General features: G+C 67.7%; 28 protein-coding genes and 1 pseudogene. 23 read left to right on the top strand and 6 right to left on the bottom strand.

The window, feature by feature from the left end; all coding sequences use genetic code 11:
- Positions 1–3 precede the first annotated feature (3 nt).
- Together ACOGXQ_RS08120 and ACOGXQ_RS08115 are read left to right on the top strand one after the other, a co-directional pair.
- Positions 4–438, top strand: coding sequence for a hypothetical protein (locus ACOGXQ_RS08120; RefSeq protein ID WP_419946903.1), 435 nt, complete (start codon positions 4–6; stop codon positions 436–438).
- Positions 439–502: 64 nt separating this feature from the next.
- Positions 503–874: a hypothetical protein gene (locus ACOGXQ_RS08115; protein ID WP_419946902.1), complete on the top strand. Its 372-nt coding sequence runs from the start codon at positions 503–505 to the stop codon at positions 872–874.
- Positions 875–1,017: 143 nt separating this feature from the next.
- Here the strand turns inward: ACOGXQ_RS08115 and ACOGXQ_RS08110 are convergent, their stop codons facing one another.
- Both ACOGXQ_RS08110 and ACOGXQ_RS08105 read right to left on the bottom strand, forming a co-directional pair.
- Positions 1,018–1,758 (bottom strand): nucleotidyl transferase AbiEii/AbiGii toxin family protein, encoded by a 741-nt coding sequence (locus ACOGXQ_RS08110; RefSeq protein ID WP_419946901.1) that lies wholly within the window; start codon positions 1,756–1,758, stop codon positions 1,018–1,020.
- Complete coding sequence (locus ACOGXQ_RS08105) at positions 1,755–2,744, bottom strand: helix-turn-helix domain-containing protein (RefSeq protein WP_419946900.1); 990 nt, start codon at positions 2,742–2,744, stop codon at positions 1,755–1,757. Before ACOGXQ_RS08105 ends, ACOGXQ_RS08110 begins: the two co-directional genes overlap by 4 nt.
- Before the next feature lie 227 nt (positions 2,745–2,971).
- Between ACOGXQ_RS08105 and ACOGXQ_RS08100 the strand changes: the two genes are divergently transcribed.
- Positions 2,972–3,382, top strand: a complete 411-nt coding sequence (locus tag ACOGXQ_RS08100) for a hypothetical protein (RefSeq protein ID WP_419946899.1) — start codon at positions 2,972–2,974, stop codon at positions 3,380–3,382.
- 43 nt (positions 3,383–3,425) lie between these two features.
- On the opposite strand, the gene ACOGXQ_RS08095 is transcribed toward ACOGXQ_RS08100, so the two are convergent.
- Complete coding sequence (locus ACOGXQ_RS08095) at positions 3,426–5,213, bottom strand: phosphoenolpyruvate carboxykinase (GTP) (protein ID WP_419946898.1); 1,788 nt, start codon at positions 5,211–5,213, stop codon at positions 3,426–3,428.
- Positions 5,214–5,300: 87 nt separating this feature from the next.
- A complete protein-coding gene (locus tag ACOGXQ_RS08090; RefSeq protein ID WP_419946897.1) occupies positions 5,301–5,546 on the bottom strand; it encodes a hypothetical protein in 246 nt (81 codons plus the stop codon).
- Positions 5,547–5,649: 103 nt separating this feature from the next.
- On the opposite strand from ACOGXQ_RS08090, the gene ACOGXQ_RS08085 reads away from it, so the two are divergent.
- Together ACOGXQ_RS08085 and recG are read left to right on the top strand one after the other, a co-directional pair.
- Positions 5,650–7,533, top strand: a complete 1,884-nt coding sequence (locus ACOGXQ_RS08085) for a DAK2 domain-containing protein (protein ID WP_419946896.1) — start codon at positions 5,650–5,652, stop codon at positions 7,531–7,533.
- Between the two features lie 58 nt (positions 7,534–7,591).
- Positions 7,592–9,793, top strand: coding sequence for an ATP-dependent DNA helicase RecG (gene recG, locus ACOGXQ_RS08080; protein ID WP_419946895.1), 2,202 nt, complete (start codon positions 7,592–7,594; stop codon positions 9,791–9,793).
- Between the two features lie 187 nt (positions 9,794–9,980).
- On the opposite strand, the gene ACOGXQ_RS08075 is transcribed toward recG, so the two are convergent.
- On the bottom strand, positions 9,981–10,511 hold the full coding sequence (locus ACOGXQ_RS08075) for an RsmD family RNA methyltransferase (protein ID WP_419946894.1): 531 nt from the start codon (positions 10,509–10,511) through the stop codon (positions 9,981–9,983).
- A 42-nt stretch (positions 10,512–10,553) separates the two neighbouring features.
- Here ACOGXQ_RS08075 and ACOGXQ_RS08070 point away from each other — a divergent pair, with 42 nt between their 5' ends.
- The 18 genes and pseudogenes from ACOGXQ_RS08070 (at position 10,554) to ACOGXQ_RS07985 (ending at position 24,843) form a co-directional block, all read left to right on the top strand.
- Positions 10,554–10,742 (top strand): hypothetical protein, encoded by a 189-nt coding sequence (locus ACOGXQ_RS08070; protein ID WP_419946893.1) that lies wholly within the window; start codon positions 10,554–10,556, stop codon positions 10,740–10,742.
- Positions 10,743–10,840: 98 nt separating this feature from the next.
- Positions 10,841–11,326 carry a pantetheine-phosphate adenylyltransferase gene (coaD, locus tag ACOGXQ_RS08065; RefSeq protein WP_419946892.1) on the top strand — a complete coding sequence of 162 codons (486 nt, stop codon included), beginning with the start codon at positions 10,841–10,843 and terminating at the stop codon, positions 11,324–11,326.
- Complete coding sequence (locus ACOGXQ_RS08060; RefSeq protein WP_419946891.1) at positions 11,323–12,060, top strand: hypothetical protein; 738 nt, start codon at positions 11,323–11,325, stop codon at positions 12,058–12,060. The genes coaD and ACOGXQ_RS08060 overlap by 4 nt, the downstream gene beginning before the upstream one ends.
- Complete coding sequence (locus ACOGXQ_RS08055) at positions 12,057–12,617, top strand: YceD family protein (protein ID WP_419946890.1); 561 nt, start codon at positions 12,057–12,059, stop codon at positions 12,615–12,617. Before ACOGXQ_RS08060 ends, ACOGXQ_RS08055 begins: the two co-directional genes overlap by 4 nt.
- Before the next feature lie 45 nt (positions 12,618–12,662).
- Complete coding sequence (rpmF, locus tag ACOGXQ_RS08050; protein WP_419946889.1) at positions 12,663–12,866, top strand: 50S ribosomal protein L32; 204 nt, start codon at positions 12,663–12,665, stop codon at positions 12,864–12,866.
- Between the two features lie 16 nt (positions 12,867–12,882).
- Positions 12,883–13,860: a phosphate acyltransferase PlsX gene (gene plsX, locus ACOGXQ_RS08045; protein WP_419946888.1), complete on the top strand. Its 978-nt coding sequence runs from the start codon at positions 12,883–12,885 to the stop codon at positions 13,858–13,860.
- A gap of 269 nt (positions 13,861–14,129) precedes the next feature.
- A complete protein-coding gene (locus ACOGXQ_RS08040) occupies positions 14,130–14,420 on the top strand; it encodes a phosphopantetheine-binding protein (RefSeq protein WP_419946887.1) in 291 nt (96 codons plus the stop codon).
- 1 nt (position 14,421) lies between these two features.
- On the top strand, positions 14,422–15,189 hold the full coding sequence (rnc, locus tag ACOGXQ_RS08035) for a ribonuclease III (RefSeq protein ID WP_419946886.1): 768 nt from the start codon (positions 14,422–14,424) through the stop codon (positions 15,187–15,189).
- Complete coding sequence (locus ACOGXQ_RS08030; protein ID WP_419946885.1) at positions 15,182–16,012, top strand: DNA-formamidopyrimidine glycosylase family protein; 831 nt, start codon at positions 15,182–15,184, stop codon at positions 16,010–16,012. Before rnc ends, ACOGXQ_RS08030 begins: the two co-directional genes overlap by 8 nt.
- 90 nt (positions 16,013–16,102) lie before the next feature.
- Positions 16,103–19,252, top strand: a complete 3,150-nt coding sequence (locus ACOGXQ_RS08025) for a chromosome segregation SMC family protein (RefSeq protein ID WP_419946884.1) — start codon at positions 16,103–16,105, stop codon at positions 19,250–19,252.
- Positions 19,253–19,305: 53 nt separating this feature from the next.
- Positions 19,306–20,423, top strand: a pseudogene (gene ftsY / locus ACOGXQ_RS08020) (signal recognition particle-docking protein FtsY).
- A 3-nt stretch (positions 20,424–20,426) separates the two neighbouring features.
- Positions 20,427–21,884, top strand: a complete 1,458-nt coding sequence (gene ffh / locus ACOGXQ_RS08015) for a signal recognition particle protein (RefSeq protein WP_419946883.1) — start codon at positions 20,427–20,429, stop codon at positions 21,882–21,884.
- A 177-nt stretch (positions 21,885–22,061) separates the two neighbouring features.
- On the top strand, positions 22,062–22,490 hold the full coding sequence (gene rpsP / locus ACOGXQ_RS08010; protein ID WP_419946882.1) for a 30S ribosomal protein S16: 429 nt from the start codon (positions 22,062–22,064) through the stop codon (positions 22,488–22,490).
- Complete coding sequence (locus tag ACOGXQ_RS08005) at positions 22,487–22,759, top strand: KH domain-containing protein (RefSeq protein WP_419946881.1); 273 nt, start codon at positions 22,487–22,489, stop codon at positions 22,757–22,759. Before rpsP ends, ACOGXQ_RS08005 begins: the two co-directional genes overlap by 4 nt.
- Positions 22,725–23,243 (top strand): ribosome maturation factor RimM, encoded by a 519-nt coding sequence (gene rimM, locus ACOGXQ_RS08000; RefSeq protein WP_419946880.1) that lies wholly within the window; start codon positions 22,725–22,727, stop codon positions 23,241–23,243. The genes ACOGXQ_RS08005 and rimM overlap by 35 nt, the downstream gene beginning before the upstream one ends.
- Positions 23,215–24,066 (top strand): tRNA (guanosine(37)-N1)-methyltransferase TrmD, encoded by an 852-nt coding sequence (trmD, locus tag ACOGXQ_RS07995; protein ID WP_419946879.1) that lies wholly within the window; start codon positions 23,215–23,217, stop codon positions 24,064–24,066. Before rimM ends, trmD begins: the two co-directional genes overlap by 29 nt.
- Before the next feature lie 44 nt (positions 24,067–24,110).
- Positions 24,111–24,455: a 50S ribosomal protein L19 gene (rplS, locus tag ACOGXQ_RS07990; protein WP_419946878.1), complete on the top strand. Its 345-nt coding sequence runs from the start codon at positions 24,111–24,113 to the stop codon at positions 24,453–24,455.
- Between the two features lie 85 nt (positions 24,456–24,540).
- Positions 24,541–24,843 carry a YraN family protein gene (locus ACOGXQ_RS07985; RefSeq protein ID WP_419946877.1) on the top strand — a complete coding sequence of 101 codons (303 nt, stop codon included), beginning with the start codon at positions 24,541–24,543 and terminating at the stop codon, positions 24,841–24,843.
- A gap of 6 nt (positions 24,844–24,849) precedes the next feature.
- Here ACOGXQ_RS07985 and ACOGXQ_RS07980 read toward each other — a convergent pair whose 3' ends face one another.
- Complete coding sequence (locus ACOGXQ_RS07980; RefSeq protein ID WP_419946876.1) at positions 24,850–25,059, bottom strand: hypothetical protein; 210 nt, start codon at positions 25,057–25,059, stop codon at positions 24,850–24,852.
- Positions 25,060–25,227 lie beyond the last annotated feature (168 nt).

The following is a 25,227-nucleotide window of genomic DNA, read 5'->3' as shown; positions in this document are numbered from 1 at the left end:
TCGATGCCGGAATCGGAGCGCCACGATCAACCCAGCGACGCCGCAGGGCGCGCCGATGAGCACAGCGCCCGGTCAGGGCGCGCCGATGAGCACAGCGCCCCGCCGGGGTTGGACCGAAAGCTGGTCCCGCTGTACGACGAGGCTGCTGCTGTCGCCGACGTGTCGCCTGCAAGCGCGTGTGCACTGGCTCGCCTCCTGGTTCGCAGCCTCATTCAGGCCCAAGGGCTGCGTGGCCGTCACCTGGTGCGCGACATCAGCGAGCTGGTCTCTGCGGGGGCGCCCGTCGGGCTCCTGCGAGCCCTCGACGTGATGAAGCTGAGCGAGACCGAGGCGCGCCGACCCGGCGAGATCAACCTCGCGAACGGGCACGGCGACGCCCAGAACCTCCTGATGTTCATCCACCTATTCACCGAGCATGTCTCACCGCGTCAGCGGTGAGACCATCAGGCACGGTCGGCGCGTCAGCGGTGAGACCATCAGGCACCGTTGCCGATCAGTCGACGTGAGCGCTGAGACCTGGTCGACGATTCACCTCGCGCTCGGCTGGGTGATGGTGCTGTCGAACGGGGCAGCGGGATTGTGGGCGCTCGCTGCCATCCGGTGGCAGGGTCTGCGACACAGCAGCCTGTGGTGGCTGCTGGGCGGCGCTTGGGTGCTGGTGTTCATCCAGCTCACCGCCGGGGTCATCCTCATGCGGACGGCCGATGTCGTGGCTCCCGCCTTCCACGTCTTCTACGGGGTGTGCTGCGCCGTGGCGGTTGCCTTCGTCATCGGCTACCGCCAGCAGCTTGAACATCGCCGGTACGAGCTGTTCGGCCTCGGCGCGCTGTTCATCATGGGCCTCGCCATCCGGGCCATGTTCCTGGGCAGCTGAGAGCGAGAGTCCCGACGCCCCGCACGCAAGGGCGATAAGGCGCCGATAGGGGATTCTCCATTGAGTCGGGCAACGCACGCGCACACGATTCTCACACGATGTGAGGGAGTCCTGAGTGCGACTGAACTTGAGGCAGTGCGTAGTCAATGCGGCGCTTCGCGTATTCGCTGAGCGGACGCTGAGACTGAGTCGTTGACGGCGATGTCGCGCATTTCGGCGATGCGGACTCGCAAGTCAGGAACACGGCCCTGCAGGTGTTCGAGGGCATCTGAGCGACGGTCTTCGTAGTCGGGGTCGGTGGGCAGCGTTCCCGGGTTGTCGAGCAGTCGGGTGATCTCCTCGAGCGCATGGGGCGGGTGGCTGTAGCCGAAGCGCTGGCAGTAGTAACCGAGACCCGCTTCGAGGCTGCAGGCGCCGGACTCGTCCATCGCCGCGAGGTCCAAGTAGCCGCGCAGCTTGGGCCGGCGCATGATCACGTCGAGCTTGGCGGCCATCAGGTCCGGAATGGAGCCGACGTTCATCCCGGCGATCTCCGTGCTGGAGCCGACCCACCGCATGTCCGAGGGGTGCACCTCGTCGGTCGGCAACGCCCGGAAGATGTCGACCCTCACGCCATCCACGAAGCCGTGGAACATGTTGTCGGACACCTCTTCGACATCCACAACGGCGGCCGACTTCCGCAGGCGCCGTTCCTGCGCCTTGCCGGAGAACTTCTCCAGCGTGATGACGTCGAGATCCTCTGACACGCGGTGACGCAGGTGGATGGCAACGGCAGTGCCTCCCATGAGCACTCCCCCGACCCGGTTCGCGCAGTCCGCGACATGCGGCCAAACGCTGCGCAGATTCGCAGGCAGGACGTCGGCCAGCTCGTCGAGCTCGCTCATGCCGTAGCTGCCCGCCGAGACATCTCTGCGTCGAGCAGCTCGGCGGTCGGACCCGTGTCGAACCCGCGCAGAGTGCGGCATTCCTGCAGCACGCTCGCCGGCAGGGTCGAGAGCGCCCACGCTCGCGCGCACACATCGCGCCCTCCGATCAGTGTCTCTGCGATGTGCAGGCCGTGCAGGGAGATGCGCAGCGTGTCGGCTGAGGCACCCGACCAGAAGTTCCGCCAGAAGCGCTGTGGGACTCGATCGGCCGCATCCTCGACGCGGCGAGTCGGACGCTCACGAAGGAACGACAACGCTTCCATGCAGCTGGTCGACCACGAAAGCTCCCAGAGCGTCGCGGGTCGCAGTTCGTATCCGTGCTGGACCGTCGCTGTGGACTTCTCTGCCCAGCCGCGCCGCTCGAGCTCGATGAGACAGCGTGAAGTCTGCGAGTAGGAGACATCGGCCAGCTCGGCGAGCTTGGCCGCCGTGGCGCCGAAGGGACGTGCCCTCAGTGCGTTCAAGACGCTCTTGGTCCCGTTGCTCAACGGCACGAGCGGGTTGTCGTCCTCGTGGAGGGTGGCCGGCAGGCGCTCGATCTGCCATGGGTCCGCAGTGGGCTCTCGCCGACGTCGATCTCGCAGCAGGTGCCTCAACCTCTCGGGCAGTGAGTCGCTCTTCACCGGCTGCATGACTGAGGAGATCTTGCGGGCCGTGACCAGCGAGACGCTGATGGCCCCGACGATGTTCGCCGGCGTCGGCTCCGGCAAGCTCGCCGCAGCGAGCCAAGCCGCTGGCGCCAGTTTCGTCGAGTGGATCTCGGTGCCGGTCGTGACCGTGAACCGCTTGCGGCAGTCGGCGCATCGCCAAGTGCTCCAATCGTGGTCGCCGTCTCCGCCCGCTACCAGACGGGCGCCACTCGAACAGGTGGGACAGCTCGGCTCGTCAGGCCAGCGCACCGCGATCAGGAGATGCTCTGCGTTCTCAGCGTTCAGCACCTCCATATGGTCAGAATACCGGCCTCAGGGCGGTTTTCTTTCCCATGCGAACCAGGATCGGCGGGGGTCGTCATCGCGCTTGAAGGCAGACGAGGCGATCAGCCTCGCATGTTCGTGCGCATGGATGGTCGCTGCTCAACACTGCGGACTCGCGTCCTCGCCCCAATCGTCCGTCGCCCACAGTCGGCGCTCCGACCGGCCTGCGGCGCCCTCGGTCGCTGAGCGACTATCGGGTGTGCAGATGGGATCCGCAGATTCCGCTCGATGACGTGCACGGCCTGCCTGTTTGGAAGCCGGAGACACTCGTGGTGTTCATGGCGTCACATCCGTCCAAGTTCTCGTGGGACGGCATTTCCGATTGGCTCTGGGAAGCGTGCGACGAGCTGCAGCACCAGCTGCTTCTCGCCGAGCTGCACGACAGGCCACGGGCCGCGTGGATGAAGACGGCGCATCTGGTGAACGAAGGGGAACGCCCCAGTCTCGCTCAGGCAGTCGCCGCCGCGGCACCAACCTCAGGGAAGGGACCGTACGTGTTCGGCTATCGCGAACGCGACGAGCCGAGTTTCGCCGTCGATCCGCAGTGGATCGTACAGTTCGAGGTGATGGACTACGTGCTGCCCGCCTGGTGGCTTGCCCGTGTCTAGCCAGGGCTAAGAGGCTCGGAGGAGAGACGGTGCGTGTGGTCGCTCAGAAGCCGAGGCGCTGTTCGAGCCGGTCGAGCTCTTTGCGCATCTCGGTCGGCAGACGCTCGCCCAGCGCCCGGTAGTGCGCTTCGATCATGTCGATCTCGGCTCGCCAGTCGTCCTCGTCGACCTCGAGCAGCGTCTCGATCTCGGCATCGCTGAGGTCGAGCCCGCTGGTGTCCAACGCCTCCGGCGGGGGCACCAATCCGATCGCCGTCGGCACGGCCTCGCCGTGGCCGGCGATGCGCTCGAGCACCCACTTCAGCACCCGGGAGTTGTCGCCGAAGCCCGGCCAGATGAACTTGCCGTCGGCGTCCTTGCGGAACCAGTTGACGTAGTACAGCTTCGGCAGCTGGGTGCCGGGCTTCGCGCCGATGTCCAGCCAGTGCTGGAAATAGTCGCCGAAGTTGTACCCGCAGAACGGCAGCATGGCGAACGGATCGCGTCGCACTTCGCCGACCGTCCCTGCCGCAGCAGCGGTCTTCTCGGAGGACATCTGCGAGCCCAGGAACACGCCGTGGGACCAGTCGAAGGCCTCGACGACGAGCGGAACCGTGGTAGCGCGCCGACCGCCGAAGAGGATGGCCGAGATGGGCACGCCCGCGGGATCCTCCCACTCGGGCGCAATGGTGGGGCATTGGGCGGCAGGGGCCGTGAAGCGGGCGTTGGGATGGGCTGCGGGCGTGCCGTCGGACGGCGACCACTCGTTGCCGCGCCAGTCGATGAGACCTTCCGGCGGCTCCGGCGTGAGGCCCTCCCACCAGACGTCGCCGTCGGGGGTCTGCGCCACGTTGGTGAACACGCAGTTGCCCCACATGGTGCCGAGCGCGCTCGGGTTGGTGTCGTTGCCGGTGTTGGGCGCGACGCCGAAGATGCCGGCCTCGGGATTGATGGCGTGCAGGCGGCCGTCGTCGCCGAACTTCATCCACGCAATGTCGTCGCCGATGGTGCGGATCTTCCAGCCCGGAAGCGTGGGGATCATCATCGCCATATTCGTTTTGCCGCAGGCGGAGGGGAACGCTGCCGCTACGTAGACGGTTTCGCCTTGCGGCGGTGTCACGCCCACGATGAGCATGTGCTCAGCCAGCCAGCCCTCGTCGCGGGCCATGGTCGACGCGATGCGCAGTGCGAAGCACTTCTTGCCGAGCAGGGCATTGCCGCCGTAGCCGGAGCCGTGCGACCAGATCTCGCGTGTCTCGGGGTAGTGGACGATGTACTTGCGATCCGCGTCGCACGGCCACGGGACATCGGTCTGACCCGGTTCCAACGGTGCGCCGAGCGAGTGAACGCACGGCACGAAGTCGCCGTCGCCGAGCACGTCGAGCGCTGCCTGGCCCATGCGAGTCATGATCCGCATGGAGGCGGCCACATACGGCGAGTCCGTGAGCTGTACTCCGATGTGGGCGATGTGGCTGCCCAGCGGTCCCATGGAGAACGGCACGACGTACATGGTCCGGCCGCGCATCGAGCCCTCGAAGAGCTTCAGCAGCTCCTCGCGCATCTCGTCGGGCTGGCGCCAGTTGTTGTTCGGGCCCGCATCGACTTCGTGCTCGCTGCAGATGAAGGTGCGGTCCTCGACCCGCGCTACGTCGGCAGGGTCCGAGCGAGCGAGGTAGCTGTTAGGCCGGGTGCGGGGATCGAGCTCGATGAGCGTCCCGGACTCAACCATCTGGTCGCAGAGCTGGTCGTACTCGGCCGCCGAGCCGTCGCACCAGTGGACGGCGTCAGGTCGCAGCACGCTGGCCCAATGATCGACCCAATCGATCAACTGGCGGTTGTCAGTCGCAGGCAAGATGTCCTCCGGGTCCGAGTCTCGTACTCGCTCTGTGATCGAGCCGTGGATCTCGCTCTTCGACCGGCGCGACGCACCGGCCTCAGATCACGCAGGCTCCCCCCCGGCGGTGATCCAGTCGGGTGTTCCCAAGTCCACTTCGGACCCCAGACGAAGCCGCGTGGCGAGCCCCCGCTCGTCGAGGTCGAAGAGCACTCGCTGGCCCTGCCTCACCATCCGGAAGATGGATCCTTCCAAGGCGTTCGGGGCCAGCTCGTACTCGGCGCGCGTGACGTCATCGGTGACGACACCGACTCGTGATGCAGGGTCATACGACTTGATGACGCCTTGCATGCGTGCCTCCCGTGGCTGGGACGCCGCGAGCCTGCGGGCGCAGGCTGCGCAACCCACCGAAAGCTAGCAACCGCCGACGGCGCGCGTTGTAGCTTCGGCACCCATGAGCGACGGCGAACCACGCACGACAGCCGGTCCGCTTGCCACGCTCGATTCCGAAGCGTTGGCCGAAGCCATACGGACCTACCGCGCTGCGCTTGACCAGCACCGCATCACGATCGATCGGCTCAACGTCTACCCGGTGCCCGACGGCGACACCGGCACCAATATGGCCCTGACGCTGGCTTCGGTCAGCGATGAGCTCCTGCGGTCCGGTGCAGGACGCGCGGACATCTGCCGGGCGGTCTCCCACGGCGCGCTCATGGGCGCACGCGGCAACAGCGGCGTCATCGTCAGCCAGCTCCTGCGCGGGCTGGTCGCCACGCTGGCGCCGGGCGACGAGGATCCTGAGACTGAGCCGCCGATTGATGCCGAACTGCTCGCTCGAAGCCTCGTCGCCGCGAGCACGGCGGCGGACAGCGCAGTCATGCGACCCGTCGAGGGGACGATCCTGAGCGTTGCGCGCGCCTCGGCACAAGCTGCCTCCCACGCACTGGGCACGCTCGGGGACGACGACGCGACGCTGGTGAGGGTGCTGGAGAGCGCCAGGCGAGCGGGGCAGGCGGCCTTGGAGGCAACCCCGCAGCAGCTGCCGGTGCTGGCGGGCGCCGGGGTCGTGGACGCAGGCGCTGCGGGGTATCTGCTGCTGCTCGACGCCCTGCTGAACGTCACCGACGGGCGCCCGCTGCCCGACTCAGTGGACCTGCCTGCCGAGGTGGCGGCCGTGATCGCGCACGGGAGCGCCGGAGCGAGCCTGCCGAGCGTTGCCGCTGATCCCGTCGCGGAGCAGCGTGCCGAACTGCACAGCTACCTCGACGGCGACGGCGCCGACGGTCACGACGCTCACGGTCCTTCCGGCACCCGCTATGAGGTGATGTTCCTGCTCGCAGCGCCGGACGAGAACATCGATGACTTCAAGGCGGCCTGGGACTCGCTCGGCGACTCGATCGTGATGGTCGGCGGTGACGGCCTGTGGAACTGCCATATCCACACCGACGACATCGGCCCGGTCATCGAGGCGGGAATCGACGCCGGACGTCCGCACCGCATCCAGATCACCGACCTCCGCGAACAGGTCGCCGGGCTCGGTGGGCACGGCGCGCGCGCAGGTCAGATCGGTGCGCACGGCGCGCGCGCAGGTCAGATCGGTGGGCACGGCGCGCGCGCAGGCGAGATCGGTGCGCACGGCGCGCGCGCAGGCGAAGGGGCAGAGGCTCCGCCGCGACCCATCGTCGAGTGCGCGGTGGTGGCAGTATCGCCGGCCGCCGGACTCGACGAGCTGTTCGCGTCGATGGGCTGCCACGAGCTCGTCACCGGCGGGCAGACGATGAACCCCTCGACGGCTGAGGTACTCGCTGCGGTCGAGGCGGCGCCGTCGAAGCAGGTCGTGGTGCTCCCCAACAACTCCAACATCGTCCCGGTCGCTCAGCAGGCCGGCGGCCAGACAGAAAAGACTGTTGCCGTCGTGCCCACCACCTCGGTGCCTGCAGGCCTCGCCGCCCTGATCGGATTCGATCCAGACGACAGCGCCGCTGCGAACGCCGCGTCGATGGGCGCCGCCGCAGACGCGGTGCTGACGGGGGAGGTGACCCAGGCGGTGCGCGAAACGTCGACGTCGGCCCGCCAGGTCGCCGCTGGGGAGTGGATCGGCATGAACAGCGACGGCATCGCGGCCGCCGGAGAGACCCCGGCCGTTGCTGCCGTCGAGCTGCTCGCAACCATGCTGCTGCCAGAGCACGAGATCCTCACGCTGATCGAAGGCGCCTCCGCCCTCGACGCCCAGACGCAGGAAGTGCTGTCGTGGCTCGCCCAGCACTGGCCTGACGTCGAGGTCGAGCGGCACTTCGGCGGTCAAGACCACTACCCGTACCTGTTCGGCATCGAATGAGTCCGACTGCAGTGGCCAACCCGCTTCAGGCCAGTCCCCGGCGGCGGCGGATCCAGCGATGACACAGGCCGCATGCGCTTCGGACACGCCGGATGCCTCGGACGCCGCGGCAAAGTCCCCCCTGACGCTGCGTGAGCTCGACGCCATCGGGGTCGGACGCCTCAACGGGGTCGGCCCTCATCGCCGCAAGGCACTCGGCGAGGTCGGTGTCACGACGGTGTTCGACCTGCTGACCTACTACCCACGCCGCTACGTCGACCGCACGGCTCAGGCACCGATCAGCGAGGTCGTGATCGGGGAGGAGATCACCGTCGTGGCCGATGTGCTGGCGGTGTCGAGCCGCCGCCTGCGCGGAGGTCGTCGGCTGGTGAGCGCCGAAGTGGGAGATGCCACCGGCGTGCTGAGCTTGGTGTTCTTCAACCAGGCATGGCGTGAACGTCAGCTCAGCAAGGGCCGGACTGTGGCGCTGTTCGGAAAGGTGGAGAACTACCGGGGCCGCAAGCAGATGGCCAATCCCGTGGTCGACGTGCTGGGCGACGGCTCGACTGCGGACCGCACCGGCAGGATCGTTGCGATCTACCCGCAGTCCGAGACCGCCGGCATCGTGACGTGGGACGTCGCGAACTGGATAGCGGAGGCCCAGCGCCGCTGTTCCGCGCGAAGCATCGCCGACCCGTTGCCGGCCCGGCTGCGCAATCGACTCGGGCTGGTGGGCCGCGCGCAGGCGTTCGTCGATATCCACGAACCGTCATCGATGCCGCAGCGCTGGGCGGCACGCGACCGGCTGGTATTCGACGAGCTGCTGCGGGTGCAACTGCTGCTGCGAAGCCAGCGCCTTGCGCGCGAAGCGCACGAACTGGGCGTCGCGCACGAGCCAGTCGGCAGCCTCACCGAGGCGTTCCACCGGTGTCTGCCCTATCCGCTCACCGGGGCGCAGCAGTGCGCCATGGCCGAGATCGACGCCGACACGGCCACGCTGCGGCCGATGCACCGGCTGCTGCAGGGCGATGTCGGCGCGGGCAAGACCGTCGTGGCGCTGCACGCCTTGCTGGTCGCCGTCCAGAACGGTCACCAAGGTGCACTGCTGGCGCCGACCGAGGTGCTGGCCGAGCAGCACCACATAGCGCTCCGCGCTCTGCTGGAGGGACTCGAGGTGCCCGATGCATCCCGGCTCGACGGTCGCAGGCCGTTGTGCCTGCGCCTGCTCACCGGATCGAGCTCGGCAGCGCAGCGCCGCGAGGTGCTGGTGGAGATTGCCGCGGGCGCTGCCGACATCGTCGTCGGCACGCACGCACTGCTGGAGGAATCGGTCAAGTTCGACTCGCTCAGCGTCGTCGTGGTGGACGAGCAGCACCGCTTTGGCGTGTCCCAGCGAGCGCAGCTTCGTGAGAGCGGTCGTGACGACCGTCGCATTCCGCACCTGCTGGTGATGACTGCCACGCCCATCCCACGCACCGCGGCGATGACGGTCTACGGCGATCTCGACGTCTCGGTGCTCGACGAGCTCCCGCCCGGCCGCACGCCCATCACGACAGAGTGGATTCGCGACCAGCTTGCGGCCGAAGCGATGTGGACCGAGGTGCGCCGCGAGATCGAAGCCGGTCGTCAGGCGTATGTGGTATGCCCGCTCATCACCGAGAGCGAGAGCCTCGATGCGCGCTCCGCTGAGCGGGTGTACGCGGAACTGGTCGCCGGCTCGCTGGCGGGCCTGCGGGTCGGGTTATTGCATGGGCGTCTGTCGCCGGTCGACAAGGAAGCCACGATGACGACATTCCGCGCGGGCGATATCGATGCGCTGGTTGCGACGACCGTCATCGAAGTCGGGATCGACGTGCCCAATGCTACCGTGATGGTGGTGCTGTCGGCTGGCCGATTCGGCATTGCCCAGCTTCACCAGCTGCGAGGTCGGGTCGGTCGCGGCAGTCGCGCCTCGACGTGCTACCTCGTGAGCGACGACGACCCGACGCCCATCGCCGAGCAGCGGCTCGGTGCGCTGGTTGCGACGAACGACGGGTTCGAACTGGCCGAGCGCGACCTTGAGCTGCGCGGCGAGGGCACACTGTTCGACGAGCGGCAGTCAGGACGCAGCGATCTGAAGCTGGCATCGCTCGCGCGCGATCTCATTTGGGTGCAGGCGGCGCGCGATGCCGCTGCCGATCTCATCGCGTCTGACGGCGACCTCGATGCGCATCCGGCCCTCGCAGATGAAGTCGACTGGTTTGCCGACCGTCGCGATCCTGATTACTTGCAGCGCAGTTGATGGCTCACGGGCCGCACCGGCTACGGCTTCCTTCGTCCTGTGTTTCCCTTCTTGCTCCCAGCCACGATTCAATGCAGAATCGCGGGCCTGCTGATCGTCCGATAGTCCTCTGATGGCTGCTGTGCCGAACAACCGGCTATCGGCCGATCACTCGCAACCACCAGTGGAACTCGCCGTGGATTCGTGCTCAGCGCTGCACCAGGATCGTGATGACCGGTGTGCCATATCGGCGGACCCGGGCGGTGCGCCATGTGTGATCGGAGTCCGGCTCGATCTCCCGGTCTGATTCGCACACCAGCACGTCGGCGCTCAGCGTGCTCAGCAACTCGGACCAGCCGTCGAAGCTGTAGGGCGGATCAGCGAACGCCAGATCCACCGGGTCCGCACGCCGAGCGATGTACGGCAGAACGTCGCCACGCACGATGTCTGCTCGCTCCGAGAGCTCGAGCGCAGCCAGACTTGCGGTGATGATGCTGCAGGCAGCCGCGTCGTGCTCGACAAAGGTGGCGTGCGCCGCGCCCCGTGACAGTGCCTCGATGCCGAGCGCACCCGTGCCGGCGAACAGGTCTGCCACGGTGACGCCCGCGGGCGCATGCAGGCTGTCAAGCATGTTGAAAACGGCCTCGCGGACTCGGTCGGAGGTCGGCCGGATCGAGTTCACGCCCTGCCCGGGCGCCTGCAGCCTGCGACCGCTCAAGGACCCGCCGACGACGCGCATGGCATCACCGTAGATCGACGCCCGCGGTGCGACACTGCGAGCGTGACGGCTGCGGGGGATGCCGACGTGCCGACGGAGATCACATGTGTCGACTGCGGCGGGCGCTGCGGCTTGCTGAGCGTGCCCGAGCCCGACTGGGGCTTTCAGCCAGGAGACGTCGTCAGCTACCGGTGCGCTGACTGCGGCGACCGTTGGGATCTCATCGTCGAAGCCGACGGCACACCTGACTGAGTCCCATCGAATGCGGGGGTCCCTCGATTCGGGACTGCTGCGCGGTACGGTCGCCTCGCAGGGCGCGGCTCGATCCGGAGGAACCGTTTTCGGTGGTCATGGCGATGTATCCAGGCTCATTCGATCCTGTGCACAACGGTCATCTCGATGTCATCTCGGCAGCATCTCGGCTGTTCGACTCCGTCGTTGTCGCAGCGATGCGCAACCCGGCCAAGTCCACGCCGCTGTTCTCCGACGATGAGCGCGTCTCGATGATCTCCGAGGCGACCAGTCACCTGAGGAACGTCTCGGTGGTGCAGTTCGGGGAACTCGTCGTGGATCTCGCAGATCGGCTGGGCGCCGATGTCATCGTGAAGGGCCTCCGCAGCCAGAGCGACTTCGAGTCGGAGCTGCGCATGGCCCACATGAACCACTCCGTCTCCGGGATCGAGACGGTCTTCGTCCCGCCCCGCACCGAGCACCTCTACATCGCGTCCAACTACATCCGGGAGATCACCAAATTCGGCGGTGACTGCTCCCATCTGGTCCCGCCCCCGGTAGCCGAACGGCTCCGGCAGCGCGCAGCGCAGGAGGATGGCACATGAGCATGTCCGAGGGGGGAATCGACGCCCCGCCGCAGTCCTATGCGAATCCGGGCGCCGCGCCTGCAGCTCCTTCGTTCGATACCCGTGCCGCTCCCACGGAGGAAACGGCGGCCCCACCGGGGTCGCGCCATCCGGGCGCCTTGGCGCCGCGGCCCCCGTCGGTCACGGCTGAGCAGTTCATCCGCGAAGCCATGGAGATCATCGACGCTGCGAGACCGATGCCGTTGTCGACCTCGGTCATGATCAACCGGGACGAGGTGATGACCCTGCTCGAATCAGCGCTGGCAGCAGTACCCGATGAGACACGCCAAGCACGCTGGCTGCTGCGCGAACGCGACGAAGTGCTGGCCCAGGCGCGCGTCGACGCCAACATGGTCATCGACGAGGCGCGCGGACGTGTGGCCCAGATGGTCCAGCGCACCGAGGTCGTGCGCAGTGCGGAGCGCCGCGCCCGGCAACTGCTCGACGATGCGCAGATCCAGACACGCCGCCGCCGCCACGAAGTTGACGAGTACTGCGAGCGACAACTGGCGCAGTTCGCCGGCGCAGTCGACCAGGTCCAGATCGCGGTTCAGGCCGCGCAGCGAAAACTGGGCAAGCGAGTCGCAACACCGGTGCCGCTTGGCGCCTCGTCCACGGATGCCGGGAGATCCGAGAGGGATACCGGCGTCCTGCAGACGCTCGGCAGCGGTGCGGACACGAGTCCGGCGGTGTTTGACCAGGATCAGGCGTGAAGGACAGGGACCCTGAGCGGTCCCTGATCGTGCCTCTGAGACTCCTCGAACGCGGCCAGCTCAGGTGGTCGGTGACCGTGCGCGCGTCGGACCTTGCAGAAGCCGACACCGACGACGACCTGCGCATAGCGGATGTGGAGCTGCCTCTCAACAGCGATGTGCGTGTTGAGCTGTCGCTGGAGCTGATCAGCGGCGGAGTGAGCGCCGTCGGCCGCATCACTGCGGGGTGGCGGGGACCGTGTGCCCGTTGCTGGACTCCGCTCGACGGCGGGATATGTGCGAGCGTCCGTGAAGTGTTCGCTGCAGAGCCATGTGAAGGGGAGCAATACCTGCTTCATCCTGAGCATGCCGACCTTGCACCCATGGTCCGCGAGGCGATCCTGCTGGAACTGCCGATCGAGGCAATCGCATGCCCCCATCCCGACCCGTGCCCCAACCTCCCGCCGGACCTCGCTTCGGCATACGACGATTCGGGGCACGACGACCCAGCCGGAGCGGCGGATCCGCGCTGGAGGCCCTTGGAGGCTCTTCGCCGGCGCCAAGCTGAGTCACCTTGAGGCTGATGCGGGGAGTCAGCTGAGGAGCATTGATGGATAAACTGCATGGTCCGCTCGAGGAGTCCAGCTGTGGCAGTCCCCAAGAAAAAGACGTCCAAGAGCAAGACGCGCTCGCGTCGTGCGGCAGCTTGGCGTCTGAAAGAGGCGCCGAGAAGCCTGTGCCCACGCTGTGGTGCCGCAAAGCTGCCCCACCGGGTCTGCGGGCAGTGCGGCTGGTACGGCGGTCGTCAAGCCCTCGACATCGCCTGAGGCTGAGCCGGGGCTCATGACGCAGCCGGTCGCCGTCGACGCCATGGGCGGCGATCATGCGCCGGAAGCGGTGGTGCAGGGTGCCCTCGACGCATCCTCCGAAGGCCTCGATGTCGTCCTTGTGGGGCGCCGCGATGCCATTGTCGCGGTCGGTGGCGGAGATCTCAGCATCCTTGATGCATCCGAGGTCATCGAGATGTCCGAAGAGCCCAGCCGTGCCGTTCGCACCAAGAAGGACTCGTCAATAGCGCTGGCCGTCAATGCTGTGCGCGACGGAGAGGCTTCGGCGGTGGTGAGTGCAGGAAACACCGGTGCCGTGGCGGCGGCCGCCCTGCTTCGCTTGCGGCGGCTGCCGGGAGTTGCCCGGCCGGCGATTGCCACGGCATTCGGGGTGCCCGGCGGCAGCACGGCGCGCGTGCTCCTCGACTCGGGCGCCATGGCCGACTGCAGCCCACAGTGGCTGCATCAATTCGCCCGTCTCGGCTCGGCGTACAGTCGCATCCGGTTCGGCGTGGCGGCACCGCGTGTGGGGCTGCTGTCGATCGGAGAGGAACCCGAGAAAGGCAATCTGCTGGTCAAGGAGACCCACAAGCTGCTGGCAGCAGACACCGAGATCGATTTCTTCGGCAACATCGAAGGGCGAGACATCCTCGACGGACCTGTCGATGTCGTCGTCACGGACGGCTTCACCGGCAATGTGCTGCTGAAGTCGCTGGAAGGCACTGCATCGTTCTTCGTTCGGCTCATTATCGAGCGGCTGTCCGAAGGCGGACCGCAAGGCGCCGCCGCACTTCGGCTGCTCGCACCGCTGGCCGACGAAGTGAGTCCCGACGCGGTCGGGGGCGCCATGCTGCTCGGCGTGCGCGGCATCTGCGTCATCGCCCACGGCTCGTCGAACCCGCGAGCCATCACGAGCGCCATCAAGGTCGCGCATCGCATGGTCGAGGCCGACTTGCTGGGCGAACTGGCGGCAGTCAGCCTTCCGGCAAGCTGAGGGGATGCGCTGGCAGGTGCGCCTTCCCGTTGTCGCCCCTGTTGTCCTTGTTTCCTTGTTTCCCGGTTTCCCGGTTTCCCGGTTTCCCGCTGTTGTTCGCCGCGCTCACGGACCGCTCGGCTCCTGGCTTTGCCTGTCGGCTCAGCCTCTGGAGGCTGACGGTAGGCTCACCTGCGCATCCGCAGCACGGATGCGCAACGTCCGTCCGTCCGTCGTCCCAGAGCGGTGTCGCTGTGGTGCTGGAATGCCGGAAGGCGGCAGGAGTCCTTATGCCCGCTGAAACCCATGTGCGTCAGAATCCCCCCGAGCGCAGCGAGGTCTTCGACCTCATCTGCAACCAGCTCGCCGACATCTTGGAGCTGGAGACGTCACAGGTGGCCGAGTCGTCGTCGTTCGTCGACGACCTCGGCGCCGACTCGCTGGCGTTGATCGAGCTGGTCGAGGCGCTCGAGGAAGAGCTCTCTGACCGCACGGTGGGCTTTCGGATCGAAGACGAGGATCTCGAAGATCTCAAGACGGTGCGCGACGCCATCGACTATGTGATGGAACGCGTCGGCTGACGTGCCCACAGCCGACGTCGAACCTGCTGAGCTCCGCAGTTTCGAGGAGCGGGTCGGACATCGTTTTGCTGACCACGCATTGCTGATCGAGGCACTCTCGCATCGAAGCTGGTGTCATGAGCACAACAGCGCTGCGAGGACCGACCACGTCGCCGCATCGAACGAACGCTTGGAATTCCTCGGCGATGCGGTCCTCGAACTCTGCGTCAGTCACCACGCTATGACCCACTGGCCCAATCTGGATCCCGGCGACCTCAGCGCGGTGCGGTCGGCTGTCGTGAGTGCTGAAGCCTTGGCTGGTGCGGCACGCGAGTGCGACTTGGGATCAGTCTTGCTGCTGGGCCGAGGCGAGAAGGCAACCGGTGGCGCCGACCGGGAATCGATCTTGGCAGATGCGTTCGAAGCCGTGCTCGGCGCGGTGTATCTCGACGGGGGAATCGACGCTGCCCGAGAAGTGGCCGGACGTCTTCTCGGGTCGCTCATCGCAGCCGCGGCCGCCGCGCCCGGTGCGTGTGAGGCAAAGAACCGCTTCCAAGAAAAGGTCGTTCGGCGATTCGGAATCGAGCCCACGTACGTTGTCGTGGGCTCGGGGCCGTCGCACCAGCGGAGCTTTGTGGCCGAAGCGCGAATCGGGGAAGAGGTCTGGGGCCAGGGAGAGGGTTCCACGAAGCGAGCCGCGGAGCGCCATGCGGCAGCCGCCGCGTGTCTGCGGTTCACCGACGCCCGCAGTGACCGATCGACTATTGCGAAGGAGCCCACGCATGGCTGAACTGCCTGAGCTTGAGATTGCGAAGCGCGATCTGGACAAGGATGTCTCGAACCGCAAGTTCAAGTCAGTCGACGTACCAGGTACCAAGCGTGCTCTGCCGGCGATGCGCTCGAAGCAGCAGTTCGCGGATCTCCTTGTGGGCAAGAAGATCAACTCGGTCTCGCGCGAGGGGTCGTTGATTCTTTTCTTGCTCGATACCGACGAGATCATGGCCGCACACCTTGGCGAGACCGGTTCGTTCCGGCGGGCCACTTGGAGAACGCCGATAGGGCCCGAGACCAAGGTGGTGATGACGTTCACCAAGGGAGGACAGCTTCGATTGCTTGACTCGGGCGATGAGGCAACCCTGCGCGTCGTCACATGGCCCCGCTACCAGAAGCTCTACCCGGACCGGGCCGAACTCGGATTCGACCCGGTCGACATGCCGATGCCTTGGACCGACTTCGCGCTCATGCTGCGAGGCCGCACCGAGACCGTGCGCGATCTGCTGCTCGATCCCGCGTTTGTGGTGGGGCTCGGGCCGATGTACTCCGATGAGGTGCTGCATGCGGCTCGATTGGGCCATGCGCGGGTTGCCAGCCAGCTGAACACGCAGGAGGTTCGGCGGCTCTACCGAGCGATCGTCGAGACCGTTCACAACTCGATCAAGTATCGGGGTTCCTCGGTCGGCGGGTACCTCGACATCTTCGGCAAGGCGGGAGGCTTCGATGTTTATCTCGAGGTCTACGGCCGCGCGGGCGAGCGATGCCGCAATGGCCGTGGCGATGTCCTCACGGCCGTCATCCGGGGCGTGACGCATCACTACTGCGACTATCAGGTGTAGGCCTCCCCGCCTGCACGTCTAGTCCTTGCCAAACTCGACTCTCTGACGCTCTATCTCGGACGCTCTATCTCGACTGGCTCGCCCACTCCTGTGTTTCTCCGCTCCCTGACGCTGTCCGGCTTCAAGTCGTTCGCCGAGACCACCACGCTGGACTTCGAGCCGGGCGTCACCGTGGTGGTCGGTCCCAATGGCAGCGGCAAGTCCAACGTCGTGGACGCGATTGCCTGGGTGCTGGGCGCCCAAGGGCCGCGCTCGCTGCGCGGCCAGCGGATGGACGATGTGGTCTTCGCCGGCACCGATCGCCGCGTGGCGCTGGGCCGGGCAGAGGTCACCTTGGTCATCGACAACGAATCGCAGACGCTGCCCACCCAGACCGCCGAAGTGGCGATCACCCGCACGCTGTTCCGCTCCGGCGAGTCCGAGTACGCGCTCAACGGGACGCCCTGCCGGCTGCTCGATTTGCAGGAGCTCCTCAACGACGCCGGTGTCGGCCGGCAGCAGCACATCATCGTGGCGCAAGGCCAGATCACCCGGGTGCTCGCGGCCCAGCCTTCAGAACGTCGAGCGCTGATCGAAGAGGCTGCCGGTGTCCTGAAGTTCCGCCGGCGCAAGGAGCGAGCGGAACGGCGGCTCGAGAGCACCGAGGCGAACGTGACGCGCCTCGCCGACCTGCAGCGCGAGCTGCGCCGCCAGCTCCGACCGCTGGAGCGGCAGGCAGAAGCAGCGCGCCGCCACGCTGACCTCAGCGCCCAGTTGGCAGAACTACAGCTCTACAACGCAGGACGGGATCTGGCGGACTACCAGCAGGCACAGGCCGCCTCGGATGCCAGGCGTGCAGATCTCCAAGCAGAGCAGGGCTCCGCGGCCGCCTCGCTGACCGAGACGGGCGCCGCCATCGAGGCGGCGCAGACCCAGCTCGCCGAGCTGACCGGCGAGCCGACCGACCGGCTCTCACGCGTGGCGTCGCTGTCCGAGCGGGCTCGCGGCCTCATCGGCCGGACCTACGAGCGGATGCGCTCGGTGGAACGGGAGCGCAACACCCTGCTGGACTCCGACGTCGTCGCAACGCTCACCGACGAGCACGCCCGCATTTCTGCGGAGATCGCAGAGCTCGATGCAGCCATCGAATCGCCGGCAGGCAGCGAGGAGCACCTCGGCGCGGCAGATTCGGGGTCGGGTCCCGAGTCGGAGGTCTCCGACGCCGAGCTGGCCGAGGCCACCGCGGCCGTCTCAGACGCCGAAGCGGCCCTCGAAGAAGCGGCGGCAGTCGTCGCGCAGGCTGACGAACGCAAGCAGTCCGTCGTGGAGGAGATGCAGCGCTGGATCGGACGATCAGAGGCGCTGAACTCGGCGGTGTCCACGGCGCAGGCCCGCTCCGACATCGGAGCACTCGACGGTGTGGATGGCGTGCTGGGAGTGCTGGGCGACCTCGTCGTCATCGATGAGGGCGTCGAGGCGGCTGCGGAGGCTGCGGCCGACGGCGCATTGAGTGCGGTCGTCGTGACCGATGACAGCGCCGCGTCCGGGGTGTTGGAGGCGCTCGCCGTCGGCGGACTGAGCGGATCGGTGATCTCGCTCAGCGCGGTGACCTCACAGCAGGCCCCGCTTTCGCCAGCCGGCACACTGCCGCCGGGCGCTGCGGATGACCTCGTGCGGCCGCACGTTCACGTGGGCCCGGACGTACCCGATGGCCGGCGCGAGGGCATCGAGGCGCTGCTGGACGCGGTGATCGGTCAGGCGGTATGCGTGGAGGGCGACTGGTCGAGCGCGTACGAGCGAGTCCTGGCAGACCGCGACGGCGTCTTCGTCACCGACACCGGCGACCGGTTCGGACCCCGCAGCTGGAGGATCGGCAGCACCGGTGCCGCCGCAGCCGCGGCGGCGCTGTCGGAGGCGCAAGGACGCATCGCCGAGCTGAAGATCCGCCACGGCGAGGCATCCACAGGACTCGATGCGGCGCACCACGCGCACCGCGAGGCGCTCACTGCCCAGCGGCAAGCCCGGCGAGACATCGAGGCGCTGCGACAGCGGATCGCTGCTGCATCAGCGCGCCGGGCCGCGCAGGCCCAAGCAATCGAAGCCGGGGCAGCCGCCCAGCAGCAGCGCCGGACCGGTCTCGAGCACCGGCTCCGGACAATCGCTCAGCGCCTCGCGGGACACGAGCGGTCTCGTGCCGACGCGTCAGCCCGTCTGGAGCGGTCCGAGCGCATCATCTCGGCGCTGGACCGGCTCGCGTTGCTGCTCTCCGATCGGCGCCACCGTCTCGAGGCCGAAGCCCGCCGCCTGCGGTCACGCCACGAGGCTCGGACCGAGCTCACCCGCCAGCTCTCCGAACGCCTCGACGCGCTGCGGCGCGAGCGGGACGCCGCCGCCGCTCGCCAGGAGAGCCTGCGCTCCGAACTGGCTGCGCTGGATGTGACCGATGCCGAGCGCAGGACCAAGCGTGACGTCCTGGTCGACACCCTGCGTGCGGAATTCGAGGCGGAGCCCGAGACGGCACTCGCTGCGCTGCCGCCGCCGCTGCCCGACGGCGTCACCGCGAAGGGCTACGAGCGGGCGCTGCGTGCCGATCTCAGCCGGCTGGGGCCGGTGAACCCGCTCGCGCTGTCCGAGTACGAGGCAGCGTCCGAGCGTCATTCCTTCGTGGCGTCGCAGCTCGCAGATGTACGCAACAGCAGGCGCGAGCTCGCCAAGGTGATCCGGGCGATCGACACCGAGATCATGGCGACCTTCGCGGAGGCCTTCGAAGACGTGTCGCGGAACTTTGCGGAGCTGTTCGGCACGCTGTTTCCTGGCGGCACCGGCAAGCTGTCGCTGACCGAGCCCGACGAGCTGCTCACCACCGGTGTCGAGCTGGACGTGCGGCCCGCCGGCAAGCGTGTCGGGCGCCTGTCGCTGCTCTCGGGCGGCGAGCGCTCGCTGGTCGCGCTGGCGTACCTGTTCGCGGTATTCCGCAGCCGACCCTCGCCCTTCTACATACTCGACGAGGTCGAAGCGGCGCTCGACGATGTGAACCTGCAGCGCTTCCTGGATCTCGTGGCCGAGTTCCGGCGCGAGTCGCAGCTCGTCATCGTGAGCCATCAACGTCGCACGATGGAGTCGGCCGACGTGCTGTACGGCGTGTCGATGCCGCCGGGGGGATCCAGCGTGGTCGTGTCCGAACGGCCTTCTTCCGCCGCAGCGCTGATTGCCGCCGACGGTCCGCTGACGGCCACCGAGCCTGTAACCGCACCTCGGTAGCCTGCCCGCCAGTGAGCACCACGGCGGCACTCATCCTGATCTTCATCGTCGTGATGATGGTGGTTCTCGCGTCAGTGCCGTTTGTGCAACGTGCCAGGCAGCGTCGTGGCGCTCTGCCGGGCGCGGGGGGGCCCCGTTTGCAGCCGGGTCCGACGCCGGCCACCGAACCACGGGCCGCCCCGGCGGAGGCGCCGCACGCGGCTGCTGCCACTGAGGCGACAGCACCGGACCGCGCGCCGGTCACGTTCGAGGGAGGCTTGGCCTCGTCGCGCCGTACGCTGCGAGACCGGCTCGCCTCCATCCGGGGGCGCAAGCCGACGCCGAGACTTGGACCCGCTTCGAAGAGGCGCTGCTCGGCGCCGATGTGGGCGTAGCGACGACGATGGCGACGCTGGACCGCCTGCGCAGCACGGCCGCCGAAGCGGGCATCGTCGAAGCCGACGACCTGGTGCGCGCACTGGGCGACCAGATGCGCGAGGTGCTCGACGCGGACCGATCCCTCGCTGCTTACGCGCCGGGCCGTGACGACGCAACCGCGGTCTGGCTGTTCGTGGGTGTCAACGGCGTGGGCAAGACCACCACGATCGGCAAGGTCGGTCACAGATTCTCATCGTCAGGCCGGCATGTCGTCATGGCTGCCGGCGACACGTTCCGCGCTGCGGCGACCTCCCAGCTGCAGACGTGGGCTGATCGCTGCGGCGCAGAGATGATCTCGGGCAGCTCGGGTGCAGACCCCAGCTCCGTTGTGCATGACGCCATCATCGCGGCCGCTGCACGCGGTGCCGACGTGGTGCTCGCAGACACCGCCGGCAGGCTGCAGACGCGCAAGAACCTGATGGACGAGCTCGCCAAAGTGCGTCGGGTGGCGGATCGAGAGCCCGGTGCGGTGGCCGAGACGCTGCTGGTGATCGACGCCACAACCGGCCAGAACGGCCTGAGCCAGGCGCGTGCCTTCGCCGAGGCCACCGATGTGACCGGCGTCGTGCTCACCAAGCTGGACGGCTCAGCCAAGGGCGGCATCGTCTTCGCCATCGAAGCCGAGTTGGGATTGCCGGTGAAGCTCGTCGGCTTGGGCGAGCATGCCGAGGACCTCGTCGACTTCGACCCCGACAGCTATGTCGACGCGCTGCTTGGGGTCGGCGGCGGGCCAGGCTCCGCAGAGGAGGAGTGATCGATGTTCGACACGCTGACTGATCGCCTCAGCGGCACGCTGCGGTCGCTGCGCGGGCGCGGGCGGATGCGCCCCGCCGACGTCGACGAGGTGCTGGCCGAGATCCGCGTGGCACTGCTCGAAGCCGACGTCAACGTGCGGGTGGTACGCCGATTCACCGAGCGGGTCCGCGAGCGCAGCGTGGGCGGCGAAGTGACGGCCAGCCTCACTCCCGGCCAGCAGGTGACCAAGATCGTCAACGACGAGCTCATCGCCATCCTGGGCGGCAACCCGCTCGACTTCCAGTTTGCGCCCAAGCCGCCCACGGTGGTGCTGCTGGCGGGACTGCAGGGCTCGGGCAAGACCACCGCCGCAGCGAAGCTGGCCCAGTGGTGCAAGTCCCAGGGACGCAACCCGCTGCTCGTCGGGGCCGACTTGCAGCGCCCCGCAGCCGTCGAGCAGCTGCGGACGCTGGCCCGCGGCATCGACACCGAGGTCTGGAGCGAACCGGGCGACCCCGTGGCCTGTGCAGCCGGCGGACTCGCCCATGCCCGCCAGACCGGGCGCGATGTCCTCATTGTGGACACGGCCGGCCGGCTGGCGATCGACGTCGAGCTGATGGGAGAGGTCGCCCGCATCTCCGACGCGGTGGCGCCGCATTACACGTTCCTCGTGGTGGACTCGATGGTCGGCCAGGACGCCGTATCCACCGCCGAGGCATTCCATGCGACGCTCGAAGTCGACGGCATCATCCTGACCAAGCTCGACGGTGATGCACGCGGCGGCGCCGCCCTGTCGGTTTCCGAGGTGGTCGGCCGCCCGGTGGCGTTCGCCTCGGTCGGCGAGAAAGTCGGCGACTTCGAGCAGTTCCACCCCGACCGCATGGCCAGCCGGATTCTCGGGATGGGCGACGTGCTCACGCTCATCGAGAAGGCCGAACAGGTCTACGAGCAGGCCGAGGCCGAAGAAGCCGCACAGCGGCTCGTCGAGGGCAAGTTCACGCTCGACGACTTCGTGGACCAGCTCCGGCAGCTGCGCAAGATGGGCAACCTGCAGAGCATCGTGTCGATGATGCCCGGCATCTCCGACCAGGTCCGCAATGCCGAGATCGACGACGATCGGATCACCACCGCCGAGGCCATCGTGCTGTCGATGACGCCGGCCGAGCGAGTGTCGCCCGAGATCATCGACGCGTCCCGTCGGGCTCGCATCGCTGCGGGCAGCGGCACATCGTCGGCCCAGGTCAGCAACCTGCTCAAGCAGTTCACCCAGATGCGCAAGATGATGGGCGGGATGATGGGGCTGGGCTCGGGGCGACGGCCCGCCGGACGCAAGGCTGCCCGCAAGCGCGGCCGCGGCTCGGGCCGCGCCGGAGGCCGGGTGTCGCCCAAGGGGACGGGATCGGGGCCCAAAGCCGGCACGAAGCCGCTCAGCGACGCGATCGACTGGGACGCGCTGAACCTGAAGCTGCCGGGGCGCTGAGCTGCCGCGGGACGCTGCTGATCCGCGTCGTCGAGCCGGGGGGTACTGGGCGAGGGCTCCGTTATCCTCGTTCATCGGCGCGGCGGCCCATGGGCGTGCCACACCCTGCCACACCCCCAGTGTCGGCTCGCCGCACCCAAGAGCCTCCACATTCGCATTCACCTCACCGGGAGCAACATGGCCGTTCGTCTGCGTCTCAAGCGCACCGGCAAGAAGAAGCAGCCCAGCTATCGCATCGTCGCCGTCGACAGCCGCAAGCCTCGCGACGGCCGCGTGCTGGAAGTCATCGGTGCGTACGATCCACGTCAGGAGCCTTCCTCGATCTCGATCGTCAAAGAGCGTGCCGTTCATTGGCTCAGTCACGGGGCGCAGCCGAGCGAGACCGTTTCGAAGCTGCTGACGATCTCCGGTGCGTGGGATGAATTCCGCGCAGCGTCTGTTCCCCATGCCGCTGTCGCTGACACTGAGCCGCAGCCCGACATGGCGCAGGCGGCCCCCGAGCCCGATCTGGTTCTCGACAGCCCAGGCGAGGGCGACGATCCGGCAGCAGCGGCGGAAGCGGCGGACGCAGAAGGCGAATCGCCGGACAGCGAGGAGGCCCGATGAACGAAGGACACGCAACTGCCGAAGCCGAGACCACCACTGCCGAAGAGGTGCTGCTCTATCTCATCGCCCAACTCGTCGAGCATCCCGATCAGGTCGAAGTCGAGATCGCCGAGTCGGGATCGAAGCTGAGCCTGACGGCGACCGTGAGCTCTGAGGACATCGGTCGGGTCATCGGCAAGCGAGGACGCGTCGCCAACGCCATCCGCACGCTGGTGCGCGCTGCTGCCCATCGCGATGGCGTTCAAGTCGAAGTCGACTTCCGGGACTGACGTCGGCACGCTGTCAGGACTGCTGGAAGTCGCCGCGGTCGGACGCGCGCACGGAGTGCGGGGCGAGGTTGCCCTGTACCCGGTCACCAATCGTCTCGAGAGATTCGACGACGGTTCGGTGCTCGTCACCGCGGCGGGTCCCAGAGCCGTCGCATCCGCCCGTCCCGACGGCAATCGCTGGCTGGTCCGCTTCGAGGGCATCGACGACCGCGATGCAGCCGCGGCACTGACCGGCACCACCGTGTACGCCGAGCCGCTGGATGACCCCGACGAACTCTGGGTGCATGAGCTGTGCGGTGCCACCGTCGTCGATCAGCGGGGCAACCGTACCGGTGTCGTCACTGCCGTCGTGGCGAATCCGGCGGCGGATCTGCTTGAGCTGGACACGGGCGATTTGGTGCCGTTGACGTTCATCGTGCGCTGCGAGCCCGGTGTGGTGTACGTGGAGGTGCCCGATGGGCTCTTCGAGCTCGACGAGCGCTGAGGTCGCCGCCGCGTCCGATGACGCCGATGGTCTTCGCATCGATCTGTTCTCGATCTTTCCCGCAGAGCTGGATGCAATGTGCAATCTGAGCATCTTGGGGCGAGCACGGCAGAGCGGTCATCTGGACATCCGGTGCCATGATCTGCGCCTCGCAGCGTCGGATGCCCATCGCACTGTCGACGACGCGCCCTATGGGGGCGGGCCGGGCATGATTCTGATGCCCGAACCGGTCTTCGCGGCGGTCGAAGCGGTCTCGCCGCTCCGTCCGTTGCTGCTGCTGGACGCCGGCGGTCGGCGCTTCGATCAGGCCATGGCCGCCGAGCTCGCGACAACGGGCGGGTTCAGCCTGCTGTGCGGCCGTTACGAGGGCGTCGACGAGCGCATTCGGACCCACCTCGTCGATGGCTCGGTCTCCGTGGGCGATGTGGTGCTCGCCGGCGGCGAGTTCGCGGCGATGGTCGTGACCGAAGCGGTCGCGCGACTGGTGCCAGGGGTGCTCGGCAACGTCGCTTCGAGCTCGGAGGAGAGCTTCACCGCAGGATTGCTGGAGTACCCGCACTGGACGCGCCCTGCGCAGTTCAGGGGCATGGACGTGCCCCGAGTGCTGCGCAGCGGCGATCACGCTCGCGTTGCCCGCTGGCGCCGGGCGATGGCGTTCGTCCGCACAGCGCGAGAACGCCCAGATCTGCTGGCCGAGCGGGGCATCAGCGATCTCGACCGGGAAGTCCTCGCGGAGTTCGATCTGGACATTCCCCCCTCAAATCAACTGTTCATCGCGCGCCCTCAGAGAGATCACTGCCGAAATGCGGGGCCAGACCACTAGCCTCCACTGGTCGCCGTCACGCCGATCTCGGGAGTCGGGCCGTCATGGGAAGCACCGATCCAGTCGACCAGCCTCGCCTGCGAGATGACCATCCGGAGTTCGGTCCCGGCGACACCGTCCGCGTCCATGTCCGGGTCGTAGAGGGCAACCGGCGGCGCACCCAGGTCTTCGAGGGATACGTGATCGCTCGCCAATCGTCGGGCATCAGCGAGACGTTCACGGTGCGCAAGCTCAGCTTCGGCGTGGGTGTCGAGCGGACCTTCCCGCTGCATGCGCCGACGATTGCCAAGATCGAGCGCGTCGCGGTCGGCGATGTACGCCGGGCGAAGCTGTATTACCTGCGCGATCGCGTGGGCAAGGCAGCCCGGGTTCGCGAGAAGCGCTTCTAGCGATATCGCAGCGGCACGGCAGCGAACTGGGCGCGACGGCCCGGTGAGTGCACAGCGTCAAGCGCTGGGACGCTATGGAGAGCGCTTGGTCGAGCGTTGGTATGCCGAACGCGGCTACCGCGTGCTGGCCCGCAACTGGCGGTGCTCTGCGGGAGAACTGGATCTCATCGTGACCGACGGGTCGCAGTTGGTGGTGTGCGAGGTGAAGACCCGCTCGAGCAGCCGCTTCGGCACCGGTTTCGAAGCGATCACTTCTCGCAAACAGCGACAGGTGCGCCGCTTGGCTGCGGAATACGTACGCCAGCGAGGCGGTTGGCGCGGGCCGATTCGCTGTGACGCCGCGGCTGTCATGGGCCGGACCGTCGAGGTCCTGACCGGCGCTTTCTAGTGGGGCTCAGCCGACGGGTCGTCGCCGGTGCCGTGCTGACCAGCAGCCCCAGTGCCAGTGGCGCCGCAGGTCCGGCGCGTCGAGCGGCACCGCGACCACATGGCCCACGCCCTTGTCGATGGCGTTGGCGCAGCCGCCGCAGGTGTAGCGCTTGGCTGCCTCATAGGGCTGCACGCGTCGCACGTCGAAGCCCGGCACCGGTTCCAGCTTCCGCATCTGGCGGCTCAGCCTCTCAGCCCACCAGCGCCCACACGACGAGCCCGGCTGCGACGACAGTCGCAGCGGCAACGAGCACATAGTCGACGCGTGTCGTGCGGTGCTTTCGATAGGGGTCGTAGCCCACCCCAGCAGTATCGCCGCACCGGCTCCGTGTCGGGCAACCGG

This window comes from Candidatus Poriferisodalis sp., from assembly GCF_965208485.1.
In the GTDB taxonomy this organism is placed as follows: Bacteria; Actinomycetota; Acidimicrobiia; order Acidimicrobiales; family Poriferisodalaceae; genus Poriferisodalis.
Note: the sequence above shows the minus strand (reverse complement) of the source record. Positions and strands in the feature narration are given on the sequence as shown.

What these genes read in the sequence shown, in the direction of transcription:
- ACOGXQ_RS08120 (WP_419946903.1), top strand. Translation starts at nt 4, where the DNA reads ATGCCGGAATCGGAGCGCCACGATCAACCCAGCGACGCCGCAGGGCGC.
- ACOGXQ_RS08110 (WP_419946901.1), bottom strand. Translation starts at nt 1,758, where the DNA reads ATGAGCGAGCTCGACGAGCTGGCCGACGTCCTGCCTGCGAATCTGCGC.
- ACOGXQ_RS08105 (WP_419946900.1), bottom strand. Translation starts at nt 2,744, where the DNA reads ATGGAGGTGCTGAACGCTGAGAACGCAGAGCATCTCCTGATCGCGGTG.
- ACOGXQ_RS08090 (WP_419946897.1), bottom strand. Translation starts at nt 5,546, where the DNA reads ATGCAAGGCGTCATCAAGTCGTATGACCCTGCATCACGAGTCGGTGTC.
- ACOGXQ_RS08085 (WP_419946896.1), top strand. Translation starts at nt 5,650, where the DNA reads ATGAGCGACGGCGAACCACGCACGACAGCCGGTCCGCTTGCCACGCTC.
- recG (WP_419946895.1), top strand. Translation starts at nt 7,592, where the DNA reads ATGACACAGGCCGCATGCGCTTCGGACACGCCGGATGCCTCGGACGCC.
- ACOGXQ_RS08075 (WP_419946894.1), bottom strand. Translation starts at nt 10,511, where the DNA reads ATGCGCGTCGTCGGCGGGTCCTTGAGCGGTCGCAGGCTGCAGGCGCCC.
- coaD (WP_419946892.1), top strand. Translation starts at nt 10,841, where the DNA reads ATGGCGATGTATCCAGGCTCATTCGATCCTGTGCACAACGGTCATCTC.
- ACOGXQ_RS08060 (WP_419946891.1), top strand. Translation starts at nt 11,323, where the DNA reads ATGAGCATGTCCGAGGGGGGAATCGACGCCCCGCCGCAGTCCTATGCG.
- rpmF (WP_419946889.1), top strand. Translation starts at nt 12,663, where the DNA reads ATGGTCCGCTCGAGGAGTCCAGCTGTGGCAGTCCCCAAGAAAAAGACG.
- plsX (WP_419946888.1), top strand. Translation starts at nt 12,883, where the DNA reads ATGACGCAGCCGGTCGCCGTCGACGCCATGGGCGGCGATCATGCGCCG.
- ACOGXQ_RS08040 (WP_419946887.1), top strand. Translation starts at nt 14,130, where the DNA reads ATGCCCGCTGAAACCCATGTGCGTCAGAATCCCCCCGAGCGCAGCGAG.
- ACOGXQ_RS08030 (WP_419946885.1), top strand. Translation starts at nt 15,182, where the DNA reads ATGGCTGAACTGCCTGAGCTTGAGATTGCGAAGCGCGATCTGGACAAG.
- ffh (WP_419946883.1), top strand. Translation starts at nt 20,427, where the DNA reads ATGTTCGACACGCTGACTGATCGCCTCAGCGGCACGCTGCGGTCGCTG.
- rpsP (WP_419946882.1), top strand. Translation starts at nt 22,062, where the DNA reads ATGGCCGTTCGTCTGCGTCTCAAGCGCACCGGCAAGAAGAAGCAGCCC.
- ACOGXQ_RS08005 (WP_419946881.1), top strand. Translation starts at nt 22,487, where the DNA reads ATGAACGAAGGACACGCAACTGCCGAAGCCGAGACCACCACTGCCGAA.
- rimM (WP_419946880.1), top strand. Translation starts at nt 22,725, where the DNA reads ATGGCGTTCAAGTCGAAGTCGACTTCCGGGACTGACGTCGGCACGCTG.
- trmD (WP_419946879.1), top strand. Translation starts at nt 23,215, where the DNA reads ATGGGCTCTTCGAGCTCGACGAGCGCTGAGGTCGCCGCCGCGTCCGAT.
- rplS (WP_419946878.1), top strand. Translation starts at nt 24,111, where the DNA reads ATGGGAAGCACCGATCCAGTCGACCAGCCTCGCCTGCGAGATGACCAT.
- ACOGXQ_RS07980 (WP_419946876.1), bottom strand. Translation starts at nt 25,059, where the DNA reads ATGCGGAAGCTGGAACCGGTGCCGGGCTTCGACGTGCGACGCGTGCAG.